At 68.6% G+C, this 14,216-nt stretch carries 12 protein-coding genes and 1 pseudogene; 9 read left to right on the plus strand and 4 right to left on the minus strand.

The genetic code is table 11. From position 1 onward, the window contains the following. Positions 1–42 precede the first annotated feature (42 nt). Both ACFJI0_RS01415 and ACFJI0_RS01420 read left to right on the plus strand, forming a co-directional pair. On the plus strand, positions 43–474 hold the full coding sequence (locus tag ACFJI0_RS01415; RefSeq protein WP_382323188.1) for a hypothetical protein: 432 nt from the start codon (positions 43–45) through the stop codon (positions 472–474). Positions 475–588: 114 nt separating this feature from the next. After that, the gene (locus tag ACFJI0_RS01420) at positions 589–1,134 is read left to right on the plus strand and encodes a hypothetical protein (RefSeq protein WP_382323189.1); all 546 of its coding nucleotides are present in this window, start codon (positions 589–591) and stop codon (positions 1,132–1,134) included. 8 nt (positions 1,135–1,142) lie between these two features. On the opposite strand, the gene cls is transcribed toward ACFJI0_RS01420, so the two are convergent. Further along, entirely contained in the window at positions 1,143–2,570 is a 1,428-nt protein-coding gene (gene cls / locus ACFJI0_RS01425) for a cardiolipin synthase (protein ID WP_382323190.1), read from the minus strand. 356 nt (positions 2,571–2,926) lie between these two features. Between cls and ACFJI0_RS01430 the strand changes: the two genes are divergently transcribed. Then, entirely contained in the window at positions 2,927–3,751 is an 825-nt protein-coding gene (locus tag ACFJI0_RS01430; protein WP_382323191.1) for a DUF1566 domain-containing protein, read from the plus strand. A 19-nt stretch (positions 3,752–3,770) separates the two neighbouring features. Here the strand turns inward: ACFJI0_RS01430 and garD are convergent, their stop codons facing one another. Next, positions 3,771–5,411, minus strand: coding sequence for a galactarate dehydratase (gene garD, locus ACFJI0_RS01435; RefSeq protein WP_382323192.1), 1,641 nt, complete (start codon positions 5,409–5,411; stop codon positions 3,771–3,773). An 87-nt stretch (positions 5,412–5,498) separates the two neighbouring features. Between garD and ACFJI0_RS01440 the strand changes: the two genes are divergently transcribed. The 5 genes and pseudogenes from ACFJI0_RS01440 (at position 5,499) to glxR (ending at position 10,899) form a co-directional block, all read left to right on the plus strand. Then, positions 5,499–6,533 (plus strand): LacI family DNA-binding transcriptional regulator, encoded by a 1,035-nt coding sequence (locus ACFJI0_RS01440; protein ID WP_382323193.1) that lies wholly within the window; start codon positions 5,499–5,501, stop codon positions 6,531–6,533. Positions 6,534–6,848: 315 nt separating this feature from the next. Beyond that, the gene (locus ACFJI0_RS01445; RefSeq protein ID WP_382323194.1) at positions 6,849–7,799 is read left to right on the plus strand and encodes a Bug family tripartite tricarboxylate transporter substrate binding protein; all 951 of its coding nucleotides are present in this window, start codon (positions 6,849–6,851) and stop codon (positions 7,797–7,799) included. 7 nt (positions 7,800–7,806) lie between these two features. Next, a complete protein-coding gene (gudD, locus tag ACFJI0_RS01450) occupies positions 7,807–9,153 on the plus strand; it encodes a glucarate dehydratase (protein WP_382323195.1) in 1,347 nt (448 codons plus the stop codon). 37 nt (positions 9,154–9,190) lie between these two features. Beyond that, positions 9,191–9,980, plus strand: a pseudogene (locus tag ACFJI0_RS01455) (HpcH/HpaI aldolase/citrate lyase family protein). A gap of 34 nt (positions 9,981–10,014) precedes the next feature. Continuing rightward, positions 10,015–10,899 carry a 2-hydroxy-3-oxopropionate reductase gene (gene glxR, locus ACFJI0_RS01460; RefSeq protein WP_382323196.1) on the plus strand — a complete coding sequence of 295 codons (885 nt, stop codon included), beginning with the start codon at positions 10,015–10,017 and terminating at the stop codon, positions 10,897–10,899. 15 nt (positions 10,900–10,914) lie between these two features. Here glxR and ACFJI0_RS01465 read toward each other — a convergent pair whose 3' ends face one another. Together ACFJI0_RS01465 and ACFJI0_RS01470 are read right to left on the minus strand one after the other, a co-directional pair. Next, positions 10,915–11,880 (minus strand): MBL fold metallo-hydrolase, encoded by a 966-nt coding sequence (locus tag ACFJI0_RS01465; RefSeq protein WP_382323197.1) that lies wholly within the window; start codon positions 11,878–11,880, stop codon positions 10,915–10,917. 2 nt (positions 11,881–11,882) lie between these two features. Beyond that, complete coding sequence (locus ACFJI0_RS01470; protein WP_382323198.1) at positions 11,883–12,869, minus strand: Bug family tripartite tricarboxylate transporter substrate binding protein; 987 nt, start codon at positions 12,867–12,869, stop codon at positions 11,883–11,885. Between the two features lie 110 nt (positions 12,870–12,979). Here ACFJI0_RS01470 and ACFJI0_RS01475 point away from each other — a divergent pair, with 110 nt between their 5' ends. Further along, on the plus strand, positions 12,980–14,197 hold the full coding sequence (locus ACFJI0_RS01475; RefSeq protein WP_382323199.1) for a LysR substrate-binding domain-containing protein: 1,218 nt from the start codon (positions 12,980–12,982) through the stop codon (positions 14,195–14,197). Positions 14,198–14,216: the final 19 nt, after the last annotated feature.

The following is a 14,216-nucleotide window of genomic DNA, read 5'->3' on the forward strand; positions in this document are numbered from 1 at the left end:
GTTATGGTCGCGCGTTTTTCTTCAACGCTGAAAGGATGTTCGATGCTGGCCCGCCGATTTGTCTGGACTTTGCTGCTGGTGCCCTTCTTGCTGGTGGGTTGCGGCAAGACCGATCCTCAGGCCGCGCTCGAAGCGGCGGTGCAGAAGCTGCAGGACAACCTGGAGGCAAAAAAGACAGGGGCCGTGATGGACCAGCTGCACCCGAGTTTCCAGGCGGGCGAGGGCATGGACCGCGAGTGGGCCAAGCGCACGATGACACTGATGTTCATGCGCTACGCGAACATCAAGATCATCGCCGTCACGCGCAGCAGCCGCATCGACAGTGGCAGTTCGCAGGTGGGCCACACCGAGGCCAAGGTGGTGGTGACGGGCGCGCAGGGGCTCATTCCCGAGCGCGCCGAACCCTATGCCGTCCAGCTGCAATGGCGGCTGGACGGCGGCGAATGGAAGCTGATCGAACTGCATTGGGAGTGAATGTCCGAGGCCCGGGTCGGACTGGGCCTACAGACGCTCCGGGTACCCCTTCCTAGCATGGTGAATCCAGGGGCGGTGCCCCCCGCACCGCCTGGCTCTCAGGAGGTTCACACCATGTTTGCATCCATTTGTCACCACCCACGCGGCTGGGTGGCCGCAGCGGCACTCGCCGTCTGCCTGCCTGCGGCCTGGGCCGCGGGCCCCGACAAGGCCGCGATCGAAGCCGCCTACCAGCGCGACCGCGCCGCCTGCCAGGCCCTGAGCCCCACGCAGGACCGCACCAGCTGCCTGCGCGATGCGGGCGCGCACCGCGCGCAGGCACTGAAATCCGGTATCCGGGGTGGCTCATCGGCGCAAGACCTCGAGCGCAACGCGCTGCAACGCTGCCAGCGGCACACGGGCGAACAACGCACGATCTGCGAGCGCATGGCGCGTGGCGAAGGCTCGGTCTCCGGTTCCGTTCAAGGCGGCGGCACGATCCGCGAGCTGGTGACGCAGGAGACCCTGCCGGTGCCGCCACCACCGCCGCCCCAGGCGCCCGTGTTGTCGCCGCCGCTGCAACCGGCGCCCATGTCCCCACCGCCGTCGCTCTCGCCACCGCCCTCGATGAACCCGACGCCCGCGCCGCTGCCACCGACGGCCCCGCCGCTGTCGCGCTGAGCTTCAGGTCAGAGCCAGTACTCCCACATCCGCGCGAAGAACTCCTTGAAGCGCAGGTTCAGGCCGCGCCGCTGCCATTCGGCGAGCGTGACCTGTTTCGACGCCGCGAGATCGGCGTCGAACAGCTTCTGCAGTTGGGCGTTGAACTCCGCGCCCAGCACGACCGCGTTCAGCTCGTAGTTGTGCAGGAAGCTGCGCCAGTCCAGGTTGGTGGATCCGATGGTGGACCACACGCCATCGACCGAGCCCGTCTTGGTGTGCAGGATGACGCCCTGGCGTTCATAGATCTTCACGCCGGCCTTGAGCAACTGCGTGTAGTAGTTGCGCCCGGCGTGGAAGATCAGCCACGAGTCGGTCTTGCCCGGCAGGATGAGCTTCACGTCCACACCGCGCCGCGCCGCGTCTTCCAGCGCCGTCAGCAGTTGCGGGTCGGGCGCGAAGTAGGCGTTGGTGAGGTGCACGGTGGTTTCCGCGCTGGCGATGGCCGAGAGCAGCGTGGCGTAGATCGCGCTGTAGCTGTCCTTGGGTGAACTGCCGATGGCGCGCACCACGTCCGAGCCGGCGCGCACCGGCGTGGGGTAGTAGTTGCGCGCGGCGATGGCCTCGCCCTTCTGCGCCGCCCAGGTCTCCAGGAACAGCTTCTGGAACTCCGCCACCACCGGGCCCTGCAGCTGCACATGCGTGTCGCGCCAGGGGATGCCGTCGATGTCGCTCTTTTTCCCATCCGTCTTGCCGCTGCTGCCCGACCCCATCGACAGGGAGCCGCTGGAGTACACGCCGCTGATGTTGATGCCGCCCAGGAAGGCGATGCGGCCGTCCACGATCAGCAGCTTGCGGTGGTCGCGCTCGTTGAGCTCCCACTCCTTGCGCGCCAGCGCGGGGTTGATCGGGTTGAACTCGATGACCTTGATGCCGGCGTCGGTCAGGCGCTTGAAGAACTCGTCGGGCGTGCCGATGGTGCCCACGCTGTCGTGGATCAGGTGCACCTGCACGCCTTGCTGCTGCTTGGCGATCAGCGCGTTGGCGAACTGCTGCCCCACCTCGTCGTCGTCGAGGATGTAGGTCTCCAGGTGGATGTGGTCCTTGGCCGTGTCGATGGCCGCGAGCATGGCCTTGTAGGTGGCCGGGCCGTCCTCCAGCAGGTCCACCTTGTTGCCGGCCGTCAAGGGGCTGCCGACGATGGCCTCTTCCAGCGCGAGGTGCCGCGAGAGCACGTCGCTGCCCTGGCCACCCGCGCGCAGGCGCTCCAGAATCGCGCGGCTGCGCTCGGCCGACAGCGGGCCCTGGGACCCTTCGAGGCGGACCGGGGGCGGGCGCCGGTCCAGATCCGGCACCACCCGCGGCAGGCTTTTGCAGCCGACCAGGCCGAAGACGAGCAGCAGACCCGCCGTCAAGCCCTGGGCCCTTCGCCACGAACCGTGGGGCTGGTGCAACATGCTTTGAACCTCTTTTGTGACTTTGTTGTGAACAGCGGCGGGCATGGCGTGCAGGCGAGTTGTAACGAATGGTATGTTCAACGCATTGACATTTTGTTGAGTGTTCATCATGTTGCATCACCTTTCCTCCGCCCGTTGGATGTCCTTGTGTTCCGCTGTGCTGTTGGCGGCTTGTGGCGGGAGCGGGGGAGGAGCGGGTGCACCCACCACGCCGACACCCACCACCACGCTGTCGGTGAGCCCGTCGGCGCTGGTGCTCTCGGTCAATCACACGGTGTCATCGCCCAGCCTCACCGGCACCCCACGCCGCTTCACGGTCACGAACACGGGCACCGCGACCGCGCAAGCGGTGATCTATGCCGCTGCGCACCACCAGTCCAGCCCTGCCATCGGGCACCAACCTGTCGTCCACTTGTTCGACGCTGGCACCCGGCGCCACCTGCACGATCACCGTGACGCCTGGCAACGCCCCTTCGGCCGCGCAGGGCAATACCGCCCCCGTGCCGGTCACCTTGAGCGTCGGCGGCAGCAACACCAACCTGTTGACGCCCACCGTGCAGGTGCTGACCCATGGCAGCGTGTACCAGGGTGGCTACGTGTTTGGCATCGACGACACCACGCCGGTCACCGGCAATGTCGGCGGCAAGGTGGCCGCGCTCAACGACGCGGTGGGCCTGGCGCCGGGCGTGATCTGGAGCTCCAACGGCAACAGCGGTACAACCCCGGATGTGGCCTACAACGTGGTGCCGGGCGTGGATGAGCTGTCCACCCCTGCACTAGGCCGTTGCAATGGCGGTACCGACGGTGCCTGCAACACGAATGAAATCACGACGTTCTATACCGGCGTCAACCACACTTATTACGCTGCCGGTGCCTGCCGCGCTACCCAAAGCGGCTACTCGGACTGGTACCTGCCCGCAGTTTGCGAATTGGGCGGCCAGGCATCGGCGGGTTGCGCTCCTGGCGGTGCCAGCATGCAGGCCAACCTGATTGACAACGGTGCCGTCAACGTGGCGGCCCTGCCAACGGCCGTCAACTACTGGAGCTCAACGCCGCGCAACGGCAACCCCAACTTCGATGCGTGGGTTCATCGGTTTGCCACCATGGGCGGCGCCGTTTCCACAGGAATCGACAAATCCACCACATTGCCGGTCCGCTGCGTCCGCGCATTGACGCTCTGACGCGCACCCGAGCCGGTGCTCAAGTCACCGGCGCCGGATTGAACAGCACCAGCGCGTTGTGCAACTTCCAGCGCTCGGCCCAGGTCTGCTGGCGGCCGCTGGCGACCTCGAGCATGAGGTGGAACAGCTCCCAGCCCACGTCTTCGATGCTCGCCGTGCCGTCGGCGATGGTGCCGGCGTTGATGTCCATCAGGTCGTGCCAGCGCCGCGCCAGGTCGCTGCGCGTGGCGACCTTGATCACCGGCACCGGCGCCAGCCCGTAAGGCGTGCCACGCCCGGTGGTGAACACGTGCAGATTCATGCCCGCGGCCAGCTGCAGCGTGCCGCAGATGAAGTCGCTCGCGGGCGTGGCGGCGTAGGTCAGGCCCTTGGCCTTGAGCTTCTCGCCAGGTGAGAGCACGTTGCTGATCGGCGCGCTGCCCGACTTCACGATCGAGCCCATGGCTTTTTCCACGATGTTGGACAGGCCGCCTTTCTTGTTGCCCGGTGTGGTGTTGGCGCTGCGGTCCACGCTGCCGCGTTGCAGGTAAGCGTCGTACCAGGCCATCTCGCGCACCATGGCCTGGGCCACCTCGGGCGTGGTGGCGCGCGCGGTGAGCTGGGCGATGCCGTCGCGCACCTCGGTGGTTTCGGAGAACATCACGCTCGCGCCCGCGCGCACCAGCAGGTCGGTGCAGAAGCCCACGGCCGGGTTGGCCGTGACGCCGGAAAACGCGTCGCTGCCGCCGCACTGCACGCCCACCACGAGTTCGCTGGCCGGCACGGTCACGCGCCGGCGCGCGTTCAGGCGCTCCAGGTGTTCCTCGGCCTGGCGCAGGATGGACTGGACCATGGACATGAAACCCACGTGCGCCTCGTCCTGCAGGCAAATGGTGTCCAACCCCCCTGCGCCGCTGCGCGGCTCCCCCCTGGCAGGGGGGGCACCCCCCTGTGGCCCGGCGAAGCCGGTTCCACGGGCGTCCTGGATGGGGATCGCGTCTGAGGGAAACAGGCGCTCGGGCTGCAGCTTCTCGCAGCCCAGGCTGACCACCATCACCTCGCCGCCGAAGTTCGGGTTCAGGCTGATGTGGCGCAGGGTGCGGATGGGAATGACGGCGTCGGGCGCGTCGACGCCGACGCCGCAGCCGTAGCCGTGTTCCAGCGCCACCACATCGTCCACGTTCGGGTATTGGGGCAGCAGCTCGGCCTTGATGCGCTGCACCGCGAAATCGGTGACGCCGGCGACACACTGCACCGTCTGCGTGATGGCCAGGATGTTGCGCGTACCGACCGAGCCGTCCGGGTTGCGGTAGCCCTCGAAGGTGTAACCCTCCAGCGGGGGCTGCGGCGCGGGCTTCACCGTGGCCATGGGCAGGTTCTCCAGGCCGCGCGCCTCGGGCATCTGCAGCAGGCGCTCGTGCACCCAGCTGCCGGCCGGGATGTGGTCCAGCGCGTGGCCGATGGGCACGCCGTAGCGCAGCACCGCCGCGCCGCGCGCCAGGTCCACCAGGGCCACCTTGTGCCCTTGCGGCACCCGGTCGCGCAACACCACGGCGCCGCCGGGCAGGGCGGTGCCGGCCGGCAAGCCGCCATCGTTGGCCACGATCGCCACGTTGTCGGCGGCGTGCATGCGGATGGTCAGCGGCACAAGGGCCGGGGGGGAAGCCAGGGTCTCGGGCATGCGCATCTCCTATGATTCAGCGCGCATCGCTGGCCGTTTGAGGCTACGATGTGATCAATTTGGTACCGGTACCATTTTAAGCCGCAAATGAAAGAAACCGACAACACCCGGCGTTCGCGCCGTGGCAGCGGGGCCATCACCCTGCGCGACGTGGCCAAGCTCGCGGGCGTGGCGCCCATCACCGCCTCGCGTGTGCTCAACACGCCGGAGCAGGTGTCGGTGGACGTGCGCAAGAAGGTGCTGGACGCGGTGCAGAAGACGGGTTACGTGCCCAACCGCATGGCGGGCGGGCTGGCGTCCTCGCGCAGCCGGCTGATCGCGGCGGTGGTGCCCAGCACGGTGATGTCGGTGTTCATGGAGACCATCGAGTCGCTCAACGGCACCTTGTTCGACGCGGGTTACCAGCTGATGCTGGGCCAGTCGAGCTACTCGGCCAGTCGCGAGGAGTCGCTGCTGGAGGCCATCATCGGCCGCCGACCGGACGGCATTTTCCTCACCGGCGTGTTGCACTCGGGCAAGGGCCGCACGCGGCTGCTGGCCTCGGGCATTCCGGTGGTGGAGACCTGGGACCTGACGCCCGCGCCGATCGACATGCTGGTGGGTTTTTCGCACGCCGACATCGGCCGCGAGGTGGCGAAGTTCCTGATCGGCAAAGGGCGGCGGCGCCTGGCGATGATTCGCGCGGACGACGAGCGCGCCGACCGGCGTGCCAAGGCGTTTGCGGCCGAGGTGGCGCGCAGTGGGCTGGCCGAGGCCAAGGTGGAGGTGGTGGACGTGGGCGCTTCGCGCACGATCAAGAGCGGGCGTGATGCATTGACCCGCCTGCTGGAGATCGAGCCCGAGGTGGACGCGGTGTTCTGCAGTTCGGATCTGCTGGCTTCGGGGGTGGTGACGGAGGCGCGGGTGCGCGGCATCGACATCCCGGGCCGTCTGGCGATCGTGGGTTTCGGCGACGTGCCTTTCGTGGCGGACATGGTGCCGGCGCTGAGCACGGTGCACATCAACGGCGCGGACATCGGGCGCATGGCGGGGCGGTGTCTGATCGACCGGGCCGAGGGGCGGGAGGTGGCCCAGCGGGTGGTGGATGTGGGGTTTTCCATCGTCGAGCGGGATACCACCTGATTTTTCTCCGGCTGCTCCGGTCCTCGGTCCGTGGGCGTGCCAGCATTGCTTCGGCTCAGGAGTGCCGGGCGTTCTGCGCAGCGGGGTAAAGGAGGAGGCGGCACCAGCCGCCGGGGGACACCCGCGGAGCAGAGCGCCCGGCGCTCCTGAGCCCGCGAGGTGTCTCACAACCAATCCCCACCCAAAAAGCTCAACCAAAAAAACCGTTTGACGCCCCAATTTGGTACCGGTACCATCCGCATCACCTCCATTTGGTACCGGTACCAAATCGGAGTCCCTTGCCGCAAGATTCCCAACGACAGGAGACAAGACACCATGAAGAAACTGCTGTGCGCGCTCGGCGCGTCCATGACCCTCACCGCGGCCATGGCCTGGCCGGAAAAACCCGTCACCATCATCGTGCCCTTCCCCCCCGGCGGCTCCACCGACCTCATCGCCCGCACCCTGCAACCCAAACTGCAGGAAAAATTCGGCGGCACCTTCGTGGTCGACAACAAGGCCGGCGCCACCGGCACCATCGGCGCCGCGCAGGTCGTGCGCTCCGCACCCGACGGCCACACCCTGCTCGTCGCCTCCCTCGGCCCCTACGTCATCGCGCCCCACCTCACCAAAGTCCCCTACGACGCCACCAAGGAGATGGACTACATCACCGTCGCCGTGCAGGCGCCCAACGTGCTCGTCGTGCCCGCCGCCTCGCCGCACAAGAGCATGGCCGACGTGCTCGCGTTCCAGAAAGCCAACCCCGGCAAGATGACCTTCGCCTCCTCTGGCAACGGCAGCAGCGACCACCTCACCGCCGAGCTCTACTGGCAGCAGACCAACACCACCGGCGTGCACGTGCCCTACAAGGGCGGCGGCCCCGTGATGACCGACCTGCTGGGCAACCAGGTGGACTCGTCCTTCATGAACATCAACACCGCCATGCCGCAGATCAAGGCCGGCAAGCTGCGCGCGCTCTCCATCACCAGCGCCCAGCGCTCGCCCCTGCTGCCCGATGTGCCCACGCTGCAGGAGCTCGGCATCAAGGACGCCAACGTGTATTCCTGGCAGGCCGTCTCTGGCCCCAAAGGCATGCCGGCCGACCTGAAGAACAAGCTGCAGGCCGCCATCAAGGACGCGCTCAACGACCCCGCCATCAAGCCCAAGCTGCTCGAGCTGGGCTTCGAGATCGTGGCCAACACGCCCGAGCAGTTCACCGCCTTCCAGGCCAGCGAGTTCGCGCGCTGGAAAAAACTGATCGAAGCCCGCAATATCAAGGCAGATTGACCCGCTCATGCTGAACCTCGCCACCGTGTCCTCCACCCCCCGCGTCACCGAGCTGCGCGTCGTTCCCGTCGCGGGCCGCGACGGCATGCTGCTCAACCTGAGCGGCGCGCACGCGCCGTTCTTCACGCGCAACATCCTCATCCTCACCGACAGCGCCGGGCGCACCGGCGTGGGCGAGGTGCCCGGTGGCGAGAAGATCCGCCAGACGCTGGAGGACGCGCGCGAGCTGGTGGTGGGTCAGCCCCTGGGGGCGCACCAGAAGGTGCTGCAGCAGCTGCAGACCCGATTCGCCGACCGCGACGCGGGCGGGCGCGGGCTGCAGACCTTCGACCTGCGCACCACCATTCACGCCGTGACGGCGGTGGAATCGGCCCTGCTGGACCTGCTCGGCCAGCACCTGGAGGTGCCCGTGGCCGCGCTGCTCGGCGAAGGCCAGCAGCGCGACGCGGTGGAGATGCTGGGCTACCTGTTCTTCGTCGGCGACCGGAAAAAAACCAACCTGCCATATGCCAGCGAGCCCGACGCCGACAACCCCTGGAGCCGCCTGCGGCACGAGACCGCGATGACGCCCGAGGCCGTGGTGCGCCTGGCCGAGGCCGCGCGCGAGCGCTACGGCTTCAACGACTTCAAGCTCAAGGGCGGTGTGCTGCGCGGCGAGCAGGAAGTGGAAGCCGTCACCGCGCTGCACGAGCGCTTCCCGCAGGCGCGCGTCACGCTCGACCCCAACGGCGGCTGGCTGCTCAAGGACGCGATCCGCCTCATGCGCGACATGCGCGGCGTGGTCGCCTACGCCGAAGACCCCTGCGGCGCGGAAGAGGGCTTCTCGGGCCGCGAGGTGATGGCCGAGTTCCGCCGCGCCACCGGCCTGCCCACGGCCACCAACATGATCGCCACCGACTGGCGCCAGCTCAGCCACGCGCTGGCGCTGCAGAGCGTGGACATCCCGCTGGCCGACCCACACTTCTGGACCATGGCCGGCAGCGTGCGCGTGGCGCAGACCTGCCGCGACTGGGGCCTGACCTGGGGCTCGCACTCCAACAACCATTTCGACGTCTCGCTCGCGATGTTCACCCACGTGGGCGCGGCCGCGCCCGGCAAGGTCACCGCGATCGACACGCACTGGATCTGGCAGGATCGCCAGCGCCTGACGAAGGAACCGCTGAAGATCGTGGACGGTCATGTGCAGGTGCCGAAGAAGCCCGGCCTGGGCGTCGAACTCGACATGGCCGAGGTGGAGAAGGCGCACCGGCTCTACATGGAACATGGCCTGGGCGCGCGCGACGACGCGATCGCCATGCAGTTCCTGATCCCGAACTGGACCTTCAACCCCAAGCGCCCGGCGCTGGACCGCTGACCATCCCCCGACCCACCTGCAAAGAAGAAGGAACCTGATGAGACCCAACCGTCTGCGTGAAATCTGGGCCCGTGGCGGCGCCGTGGCCAACGGCTGGCTGCGCCATTCCCAACAGCTTTTCCGCCGAGACCATGGCGCACCAGGGCTGGGACTCGCTGACCATCGACCTGCAGCACGGCGTGGTGGACTACCAGGCCATGGTGGGCATGCTGCAAGCCATCTCCACCACCGACACCGTGCCCGTGGTGCGCGTGCCCTGGCTGGAGCCCGGCATCCTCATGAAGACCCTGGATGCGGGCGCCTACGCGGTGATCTGCCCGATGGTGAACAGCCGCGCGGACGCCGAGAAGCTGGTGGCGTACACACACTACGCGCCGCGCGGCACGCGCAGCTTCGGCCCGGTGCGCGCGCTGCTCTACGGCGGTGCCGATTACCCCAAGCACGCGAACGACACCATCGTCACCTTCGCCATGATCGAGACCGCGCAGGCGCTGGACAACCTGGAAGAGATTCTTTCCACGCCCGGGCTGGACGCGATCTACATCGGCCCGTCCGACCTCTCGCTCGCGCTCGGCTGCAACCCGACCTTCGACGACCTCGACCCCAAGGCCGCCGCCGCCGTGGAGCACATCCTGGCGCGCGCCAAGGCGCACGGCCTAGTGGCCGGCATCCACAACGGGTCGCCCGAAGCGGCCGCGCGCCGCATCGCCATGGGCTTCCAGTTCGTCACCATCAGTTCGGACGCGCGCCTCATGGCCGCCGGCTCGCAGCAGGTGCTCTCGACGCTGCGCGCCTCGCAGCCCAAGGCCACGCCCGACGGCTACTGAGCGCCTCCCCCACCCCTCTTTTCAAGGAAGTTTCATGAAGATCGGATTCATCGGCCTGGGCATCATGGGCACGCCCATGGCCCTGCACCTCGTCAACGCCGGCCACTCGCTGTACGTGCACACGCGCAGCCAGGTGCCCGAAGCCATCCAGGCCGCCGGTGGCGTGCGCCGCGAGAACGCCGCCGCCGTGGCGAAAGAGGCCGAGGTGATCTTCACCATGGTGCCCGACACGCCCGATGTGGAGGCCGTGCTGTTCGGCGAGAACGGCGTGGCGCAAGGCCTGAGCAAGGGCAAGGTGGTGGTCGACATGAGCTCGATCTCGCCCATGCGCACCAAGGAATTCGCGAAGAAGATCAACGCGCTGGGCTGCGACTACGTCGATGCGCCAGTGTCCGGCGGCGAGGTCGGCGCCAAGGCCGGCTCGCTCACCATCATGTGCGGTGGCGACGAGGCCGTGTTCGAGCGCGTGCGCCCCCTGCTGGAACTGATGGGCAAGAACATCACGCTGGTGGGCGGCAACGGCGACGGCCAGACCACCAAGGGGCGCAACCAGATCATCGTGGCGCTCAACATCGCGGCGGTGAGCGAGGCCCTGGTGTTCGCCAGCAAGGCCGGTGCCGACCCGGCCAAGGTGCGCCAGGCGCTGATGGGCGGTTTCGCGGCCAGCCGCATTCTCGAGGTGCACGGCGAGCGCATGATCAAGCGCACCTTCAACCCGGGCTTTCGCATCAAGCTGCACCAGAAGGACCTGAACCTCGCGCTGCAGGGCGCGAAGGAACTCGGCGTGGGCCTGCCGCAGACCGCCAGCGCCGCCCAGCTCATGGGCGCCTGCGCCGCGAACGGCCTGGCCGACCTGGATCACTCGGCGCTGGTGAAGGCGCTGGAGCTGATGGCCAACCACGAGGTCGCCAAGGGCTGACGCCGCCCCTGGTGGCTACGCCGACGTGAAGGCGTAGCCGTTGCCCTCGGCCTGGATGCGGCCGAACGCCGGGAAGGGGAAGTGGTACCCGCCCACGATGCCCTGGTCCGCCGCTGCGCGCGCCAATGCCGCGCGGCGCGAGGCGCGGGCCAGTTCAGGGTCCATGTCGAACTGCACCTGCCAGTCCGGGTTGCGGGTGAACAGCGCGGGGTAGTGCGCCGCGTCGGCCAGGTAGGTGAAGTTCGCGCTCGAGCCGCGCAGCGAGAACAGCGTGTGCCCCGGTGAATGGCCGTAGGCGGCGATGCTGTCCACCGCACCGAGCAACCGGTCTCCGGGTGTGAAGCGCTGCAGCTTGTCGGCCGGGTAGCCGTCCAGCACGCGGCGCGCGTTCACGAAGCCCGGCTTGGCGCCCGGCGCCGCCGCTTCCAGGCGCTTCGGGTCCATCCAGAAGTCGAACTCCGGCGTGGGCACCAGCACCGTGGCGTTCGGGAACACCAGGCCGCCGTCCTTGCGGCGCAGGCCGCTTACGTGGTCGCCGTGCAGGTGGCTCAGCAACACCGTGTCGATGTCCGCCGGGCCCAGGCCGGCGCCGCGCAGGTTCTCCAGCAGGCGCCCGGTGTTGGGCGGCCCGTTGTCGGCGAAACCCGTGTCGATGAGGCAGCGCTTGCCGCCCACGATCAGCAGGAAGGCGTTGTAGGGCACGTCGATGTACTCGGTGGGCAGTTGCTGCGAGGCCAGCACGGCTTTCACCTGCTCCAGCGGCGCGTTGCGCACGAACTCTTCGCCCAGCGGGCGGCGCACCACGCCGTCGTTGAGCGCGAGCACCTCGGCCGAACCGAGCGAGAACCGCCGCCAGCCCTGGGTGGGCAGGGGCGCCGTGCCCAGGTTGCCGCTGCCCTGCGACCAGGCCGAGCCGAAAGCGAGCGCGGTGGCACTCGCCGCACCCCAAAGAAGGAAATCTCGCCGGGTGGAGGTGGTCATGGTCAGTCGGCCTTCACGTTGCCGCGCTGGATCACCTTGGCCCAGCGGGGAATCTCGCGCGCGATCAGCTGCGCGAAAGCCTGCGGCGTGGTGGGCGTGGGCACGGCGCCTTCGATCGCCAGCGCGCGCGCCACCTCGGGCGAGGTCAGGGCCTTGTTGATCTCGCTGTTGTAGAGCGCGATCAGCGGCGCGGGCAGGCCGGCCGGGGCCACGATGCCGTACCACTGGTCGGCGTCGAAGCCGGGGTAGCCGCTCTCGGCGACCGTGGGCACGTCGGGCAGGGCCGGCATGCGCTGCGGGCTGGAGACCGCCAGCGGCCGCAGGCGCCCGCTGCGAATGTGGGCGATCAGGGCCGGCGAGCCGGTGAAGATCGCCTCCACCTGGCCGCCCAGCACATCGCTCACGGCCGGCGCCGCGCCCCGGTAGGGGATGTGCGGCATGAAGATGCCGGCTTCCTGCTTGAGGTACTCGAAAGTGATGTGGGCCGCGCTGCCATTGCCGCCCGACGAGTAGTTGAGCCGGCCCGGCTCGGCCTTGGCCTTGGCGATGAAGGCCTTGAAGTCGGTGGCGGGAAACTTCTCGTTGACCACCAGCACGTTGGGCACGCGGGCCACCAGCGCCAGCGGGGCGAAGCTCTTGACCGGGTCGTAGGGCAGCTTGGGGTAGATCGAGGGGTTGATCGCCAGCGTGCCGATGTGGCCCATCATGATCGTGGCGCCGTCCGGTGCCATGCGGGCCACCTCGCCCGCGCCCACCGAGCCGGCCGCGCCGCCCTTGTTCTCGATCACCACCGTGATGCCCAGTTGCGTGGCCAGCCGCGCGCCGATCGCGCGCCCCAGGATGTCGGTGGAGCCGCCGGGGGGGAAGGGCACCACCAGCTTGATGGTCTTGGGCAAGGAGGCCTGAGCCTGCGCGCGGCCGACGGCCAGGCCGGCGGCGGTGGCGCAGCACCAGTTGGCGCCGGGTGATCCGGGGACTGAAAAGGTCATGAGATTCTGTTTATAGGAGAACGGGTTGAAACGCCACCCAGTGTCGCGGCTGGCCGCCGGCGCCACAACTGCAATATGCTTGGCCCGAATTGCAATCTGCTTATGACAGCATGGACCCACACGACGACCCGCTGACCCGGTTGCGCGCGCTGCGCACCGTGGAAGCCACGCACGAAGGTGGCAGCGCGGCCGTGGCCGCGCAGACCCTGCACTGCTCCACCTCCACCGTCTCGCGCACCATCCAGCAGACCGAGCAGGCCTTGCGGGTGGCCCTGTTCGAGCGCGGCACCCGGGGCATGGTGTGCACGACCGCCGGGCTGGCGGTGGTGCGCGGCTGCGCGGCCATGCGCGCCGAGCTGGTGCTGAGCGCCTCGGAAAGCACCCCGCAGGATCCTCGGCCGGAGCCCCTGCGGCGCCAGGTGGAGAGCCTGTTCCGCGTGCTCACGGTGCCCATGCTGCGCTGCTTCGTGGCCTGCACCGAGCTGACCAACGAAACGCTGGCCGCGCGCTCGCTCGGCCTGTCGCAGCCGGCGGTCAGCCAGCAGCTGCGGTCCCTGCACCAGGCCTATGGCCGCGCCTTGATGCAGCGCACCCAGCGGGGCCTGCGCCTGACACGCGACGGCGAGCGGGTGTTGGCGCCGCTCAAGCGCGTGCTCAACATCCTGCGCGTGCTCCAGGAACAGATGTCCGCCTACCGGGGCGAGGCCACGGGGCGCCTGCACCTGGGCGTGCTGCCCATGGCCAGCACCTCGCTGGCGCCGCGCGCCCTGGCCGGGCTGCTGCAGCGCATGCCCAAGGTGGTGGTGACCGTGAGCGACGGCACCTACGACGCCATGGCCCGGCAGCTCAAGACCGGTGACCTCGACATGATTCTTGGTCCCCTGCGCGGCGAGCTCGTGGCGCCCGAGCTGGAAGAGCGCGAGCTGTTCCGGGAATCGCTGATCGCGGTGGTGCGCCAGGGCCATGCGCTGGCCTCGGCGGGGCGGCTGCGCTCCCTGCGCCAGTTGCGCCACCAGGCCTGGATCGCGCCGCTGGAAAACACGCCGGCCCATGCCGCGTTCGAGCGTGCGTTCCGCGCCGCCGGCGCGCCCTTGCCCCAGGCCTCGTTCCACGCCAACAGCCCGCCGCTGGTGCGCGCGCTGCTGATGAAGAGCGACCACATCGCGCTGATGTCGCCATTGCAGGTGCAGGAAGACCTGGCGAGTGGCGCGCTGGTGCGGGTGCCGGTGACGTTGCACGAAGTGGACCGCCGCATCGGCATCACCGTGCGGCGGGCCTTCGCCTGGCACCATCCTGCGTCTACCTGTGGGAGCAGCTCAACGCGCTGACGCCGTTCGAGCGAACCCA

Origin of the sequence: Hydrogenophaga sp. UC242_53 (assembly GCF_042696965.1) — a bacterium.
Classification (GTDB): Bacteria; Pseudomonadota; Gammaproteobacteria; order Burkholderiales; family Burkholderiaceae_C; genus Hydrogenophaga.

Bases quoted from the DNA above. Each gene is read 5' to 3' on its own strand.
- ACFJI0_RS01415 (WP_382323188.1), top strand. From the start codon at position 43: ATGCTGGCCCGCCGATTTGTCTGGACTTTGCTGCTGGTGCCCTTCTTG.
- gudD (WP_382323195.1), top strand. From the start codon at position 7,807: ATGCTGAACCTCGCCACCGTGTCCTCCACCCCCCGCGTCACCGAGCTG.
- glxR (WP_382323196.1), top strand. From the start codon at position 10,015: ATGAAGATCGGATTCATCGGCCTGGGCATCATGGGCACGCCCATGGCC.
- cls (WP_382323190.1), bottom strand. From the start codon at position 2,570: ATGTTGCACCAGCCCCACGGTTCGTGGCGAAGGGCCCAGGGCTTGACG.
- ACFJI0_RS01430 (WP_382323191.1), top strand. From the start codon at position 2,927: ATGCCGCTGCGCACCACCAGTCCAGCCCTGCCATCGGGCACCAACCTG.
- ACFJI0_RS01445 (WP_382323194.1), top strand. From the start codon at position 6,849: ATGAAGAAACTGCTGTGCGCGCTCGGCGCGTCCATGACCCTCACCGCG.
- ACFJI0_RS01465 (WP_382323197.1), bottom strand. From the start codon at position 11,880: ATGACCACCTCCACCCGGCGAGATTTCCTTCTTTGGGGTGCGGCGAGT.
- ACFJI0_RS01470 (WP_382323198.1), bottom strand. From the start codon at position 12,869: ATGACCTTTTCAGTCCCCGGATCACCCGGCGCCAACTGGTGCTGCGCC.
- ACFJI0_RS01420 (WP_382323189.1), top strand. From the start codon at position 589: ATGTTTGCATCCATTTGTCACCACCCACGCGGCTGGGTGGCCGCAGCG.
- ACFJI0_RS01440 (WP_382323193.1), top strand. From the start codon at position 5,499: ATGAAAGAAACCGACAACACCCGGCGTTCGCGCCGTGGCAGCGGGGCC.
- ACFJI0_RS01475 (WP_382323199.1), top strand. From the start codon at position 12,980: ATGGACCCACACGACGACCCGCTGACCCGGTTGCGCGCGCTGCGCACC.
- garD (WP_382323192.1), bottom strand. From the start codon at position 5,411: ATGCCCGAGACCCTGGCTTCCCCCCCGGCCCTTGTGCCGCTGACCATC.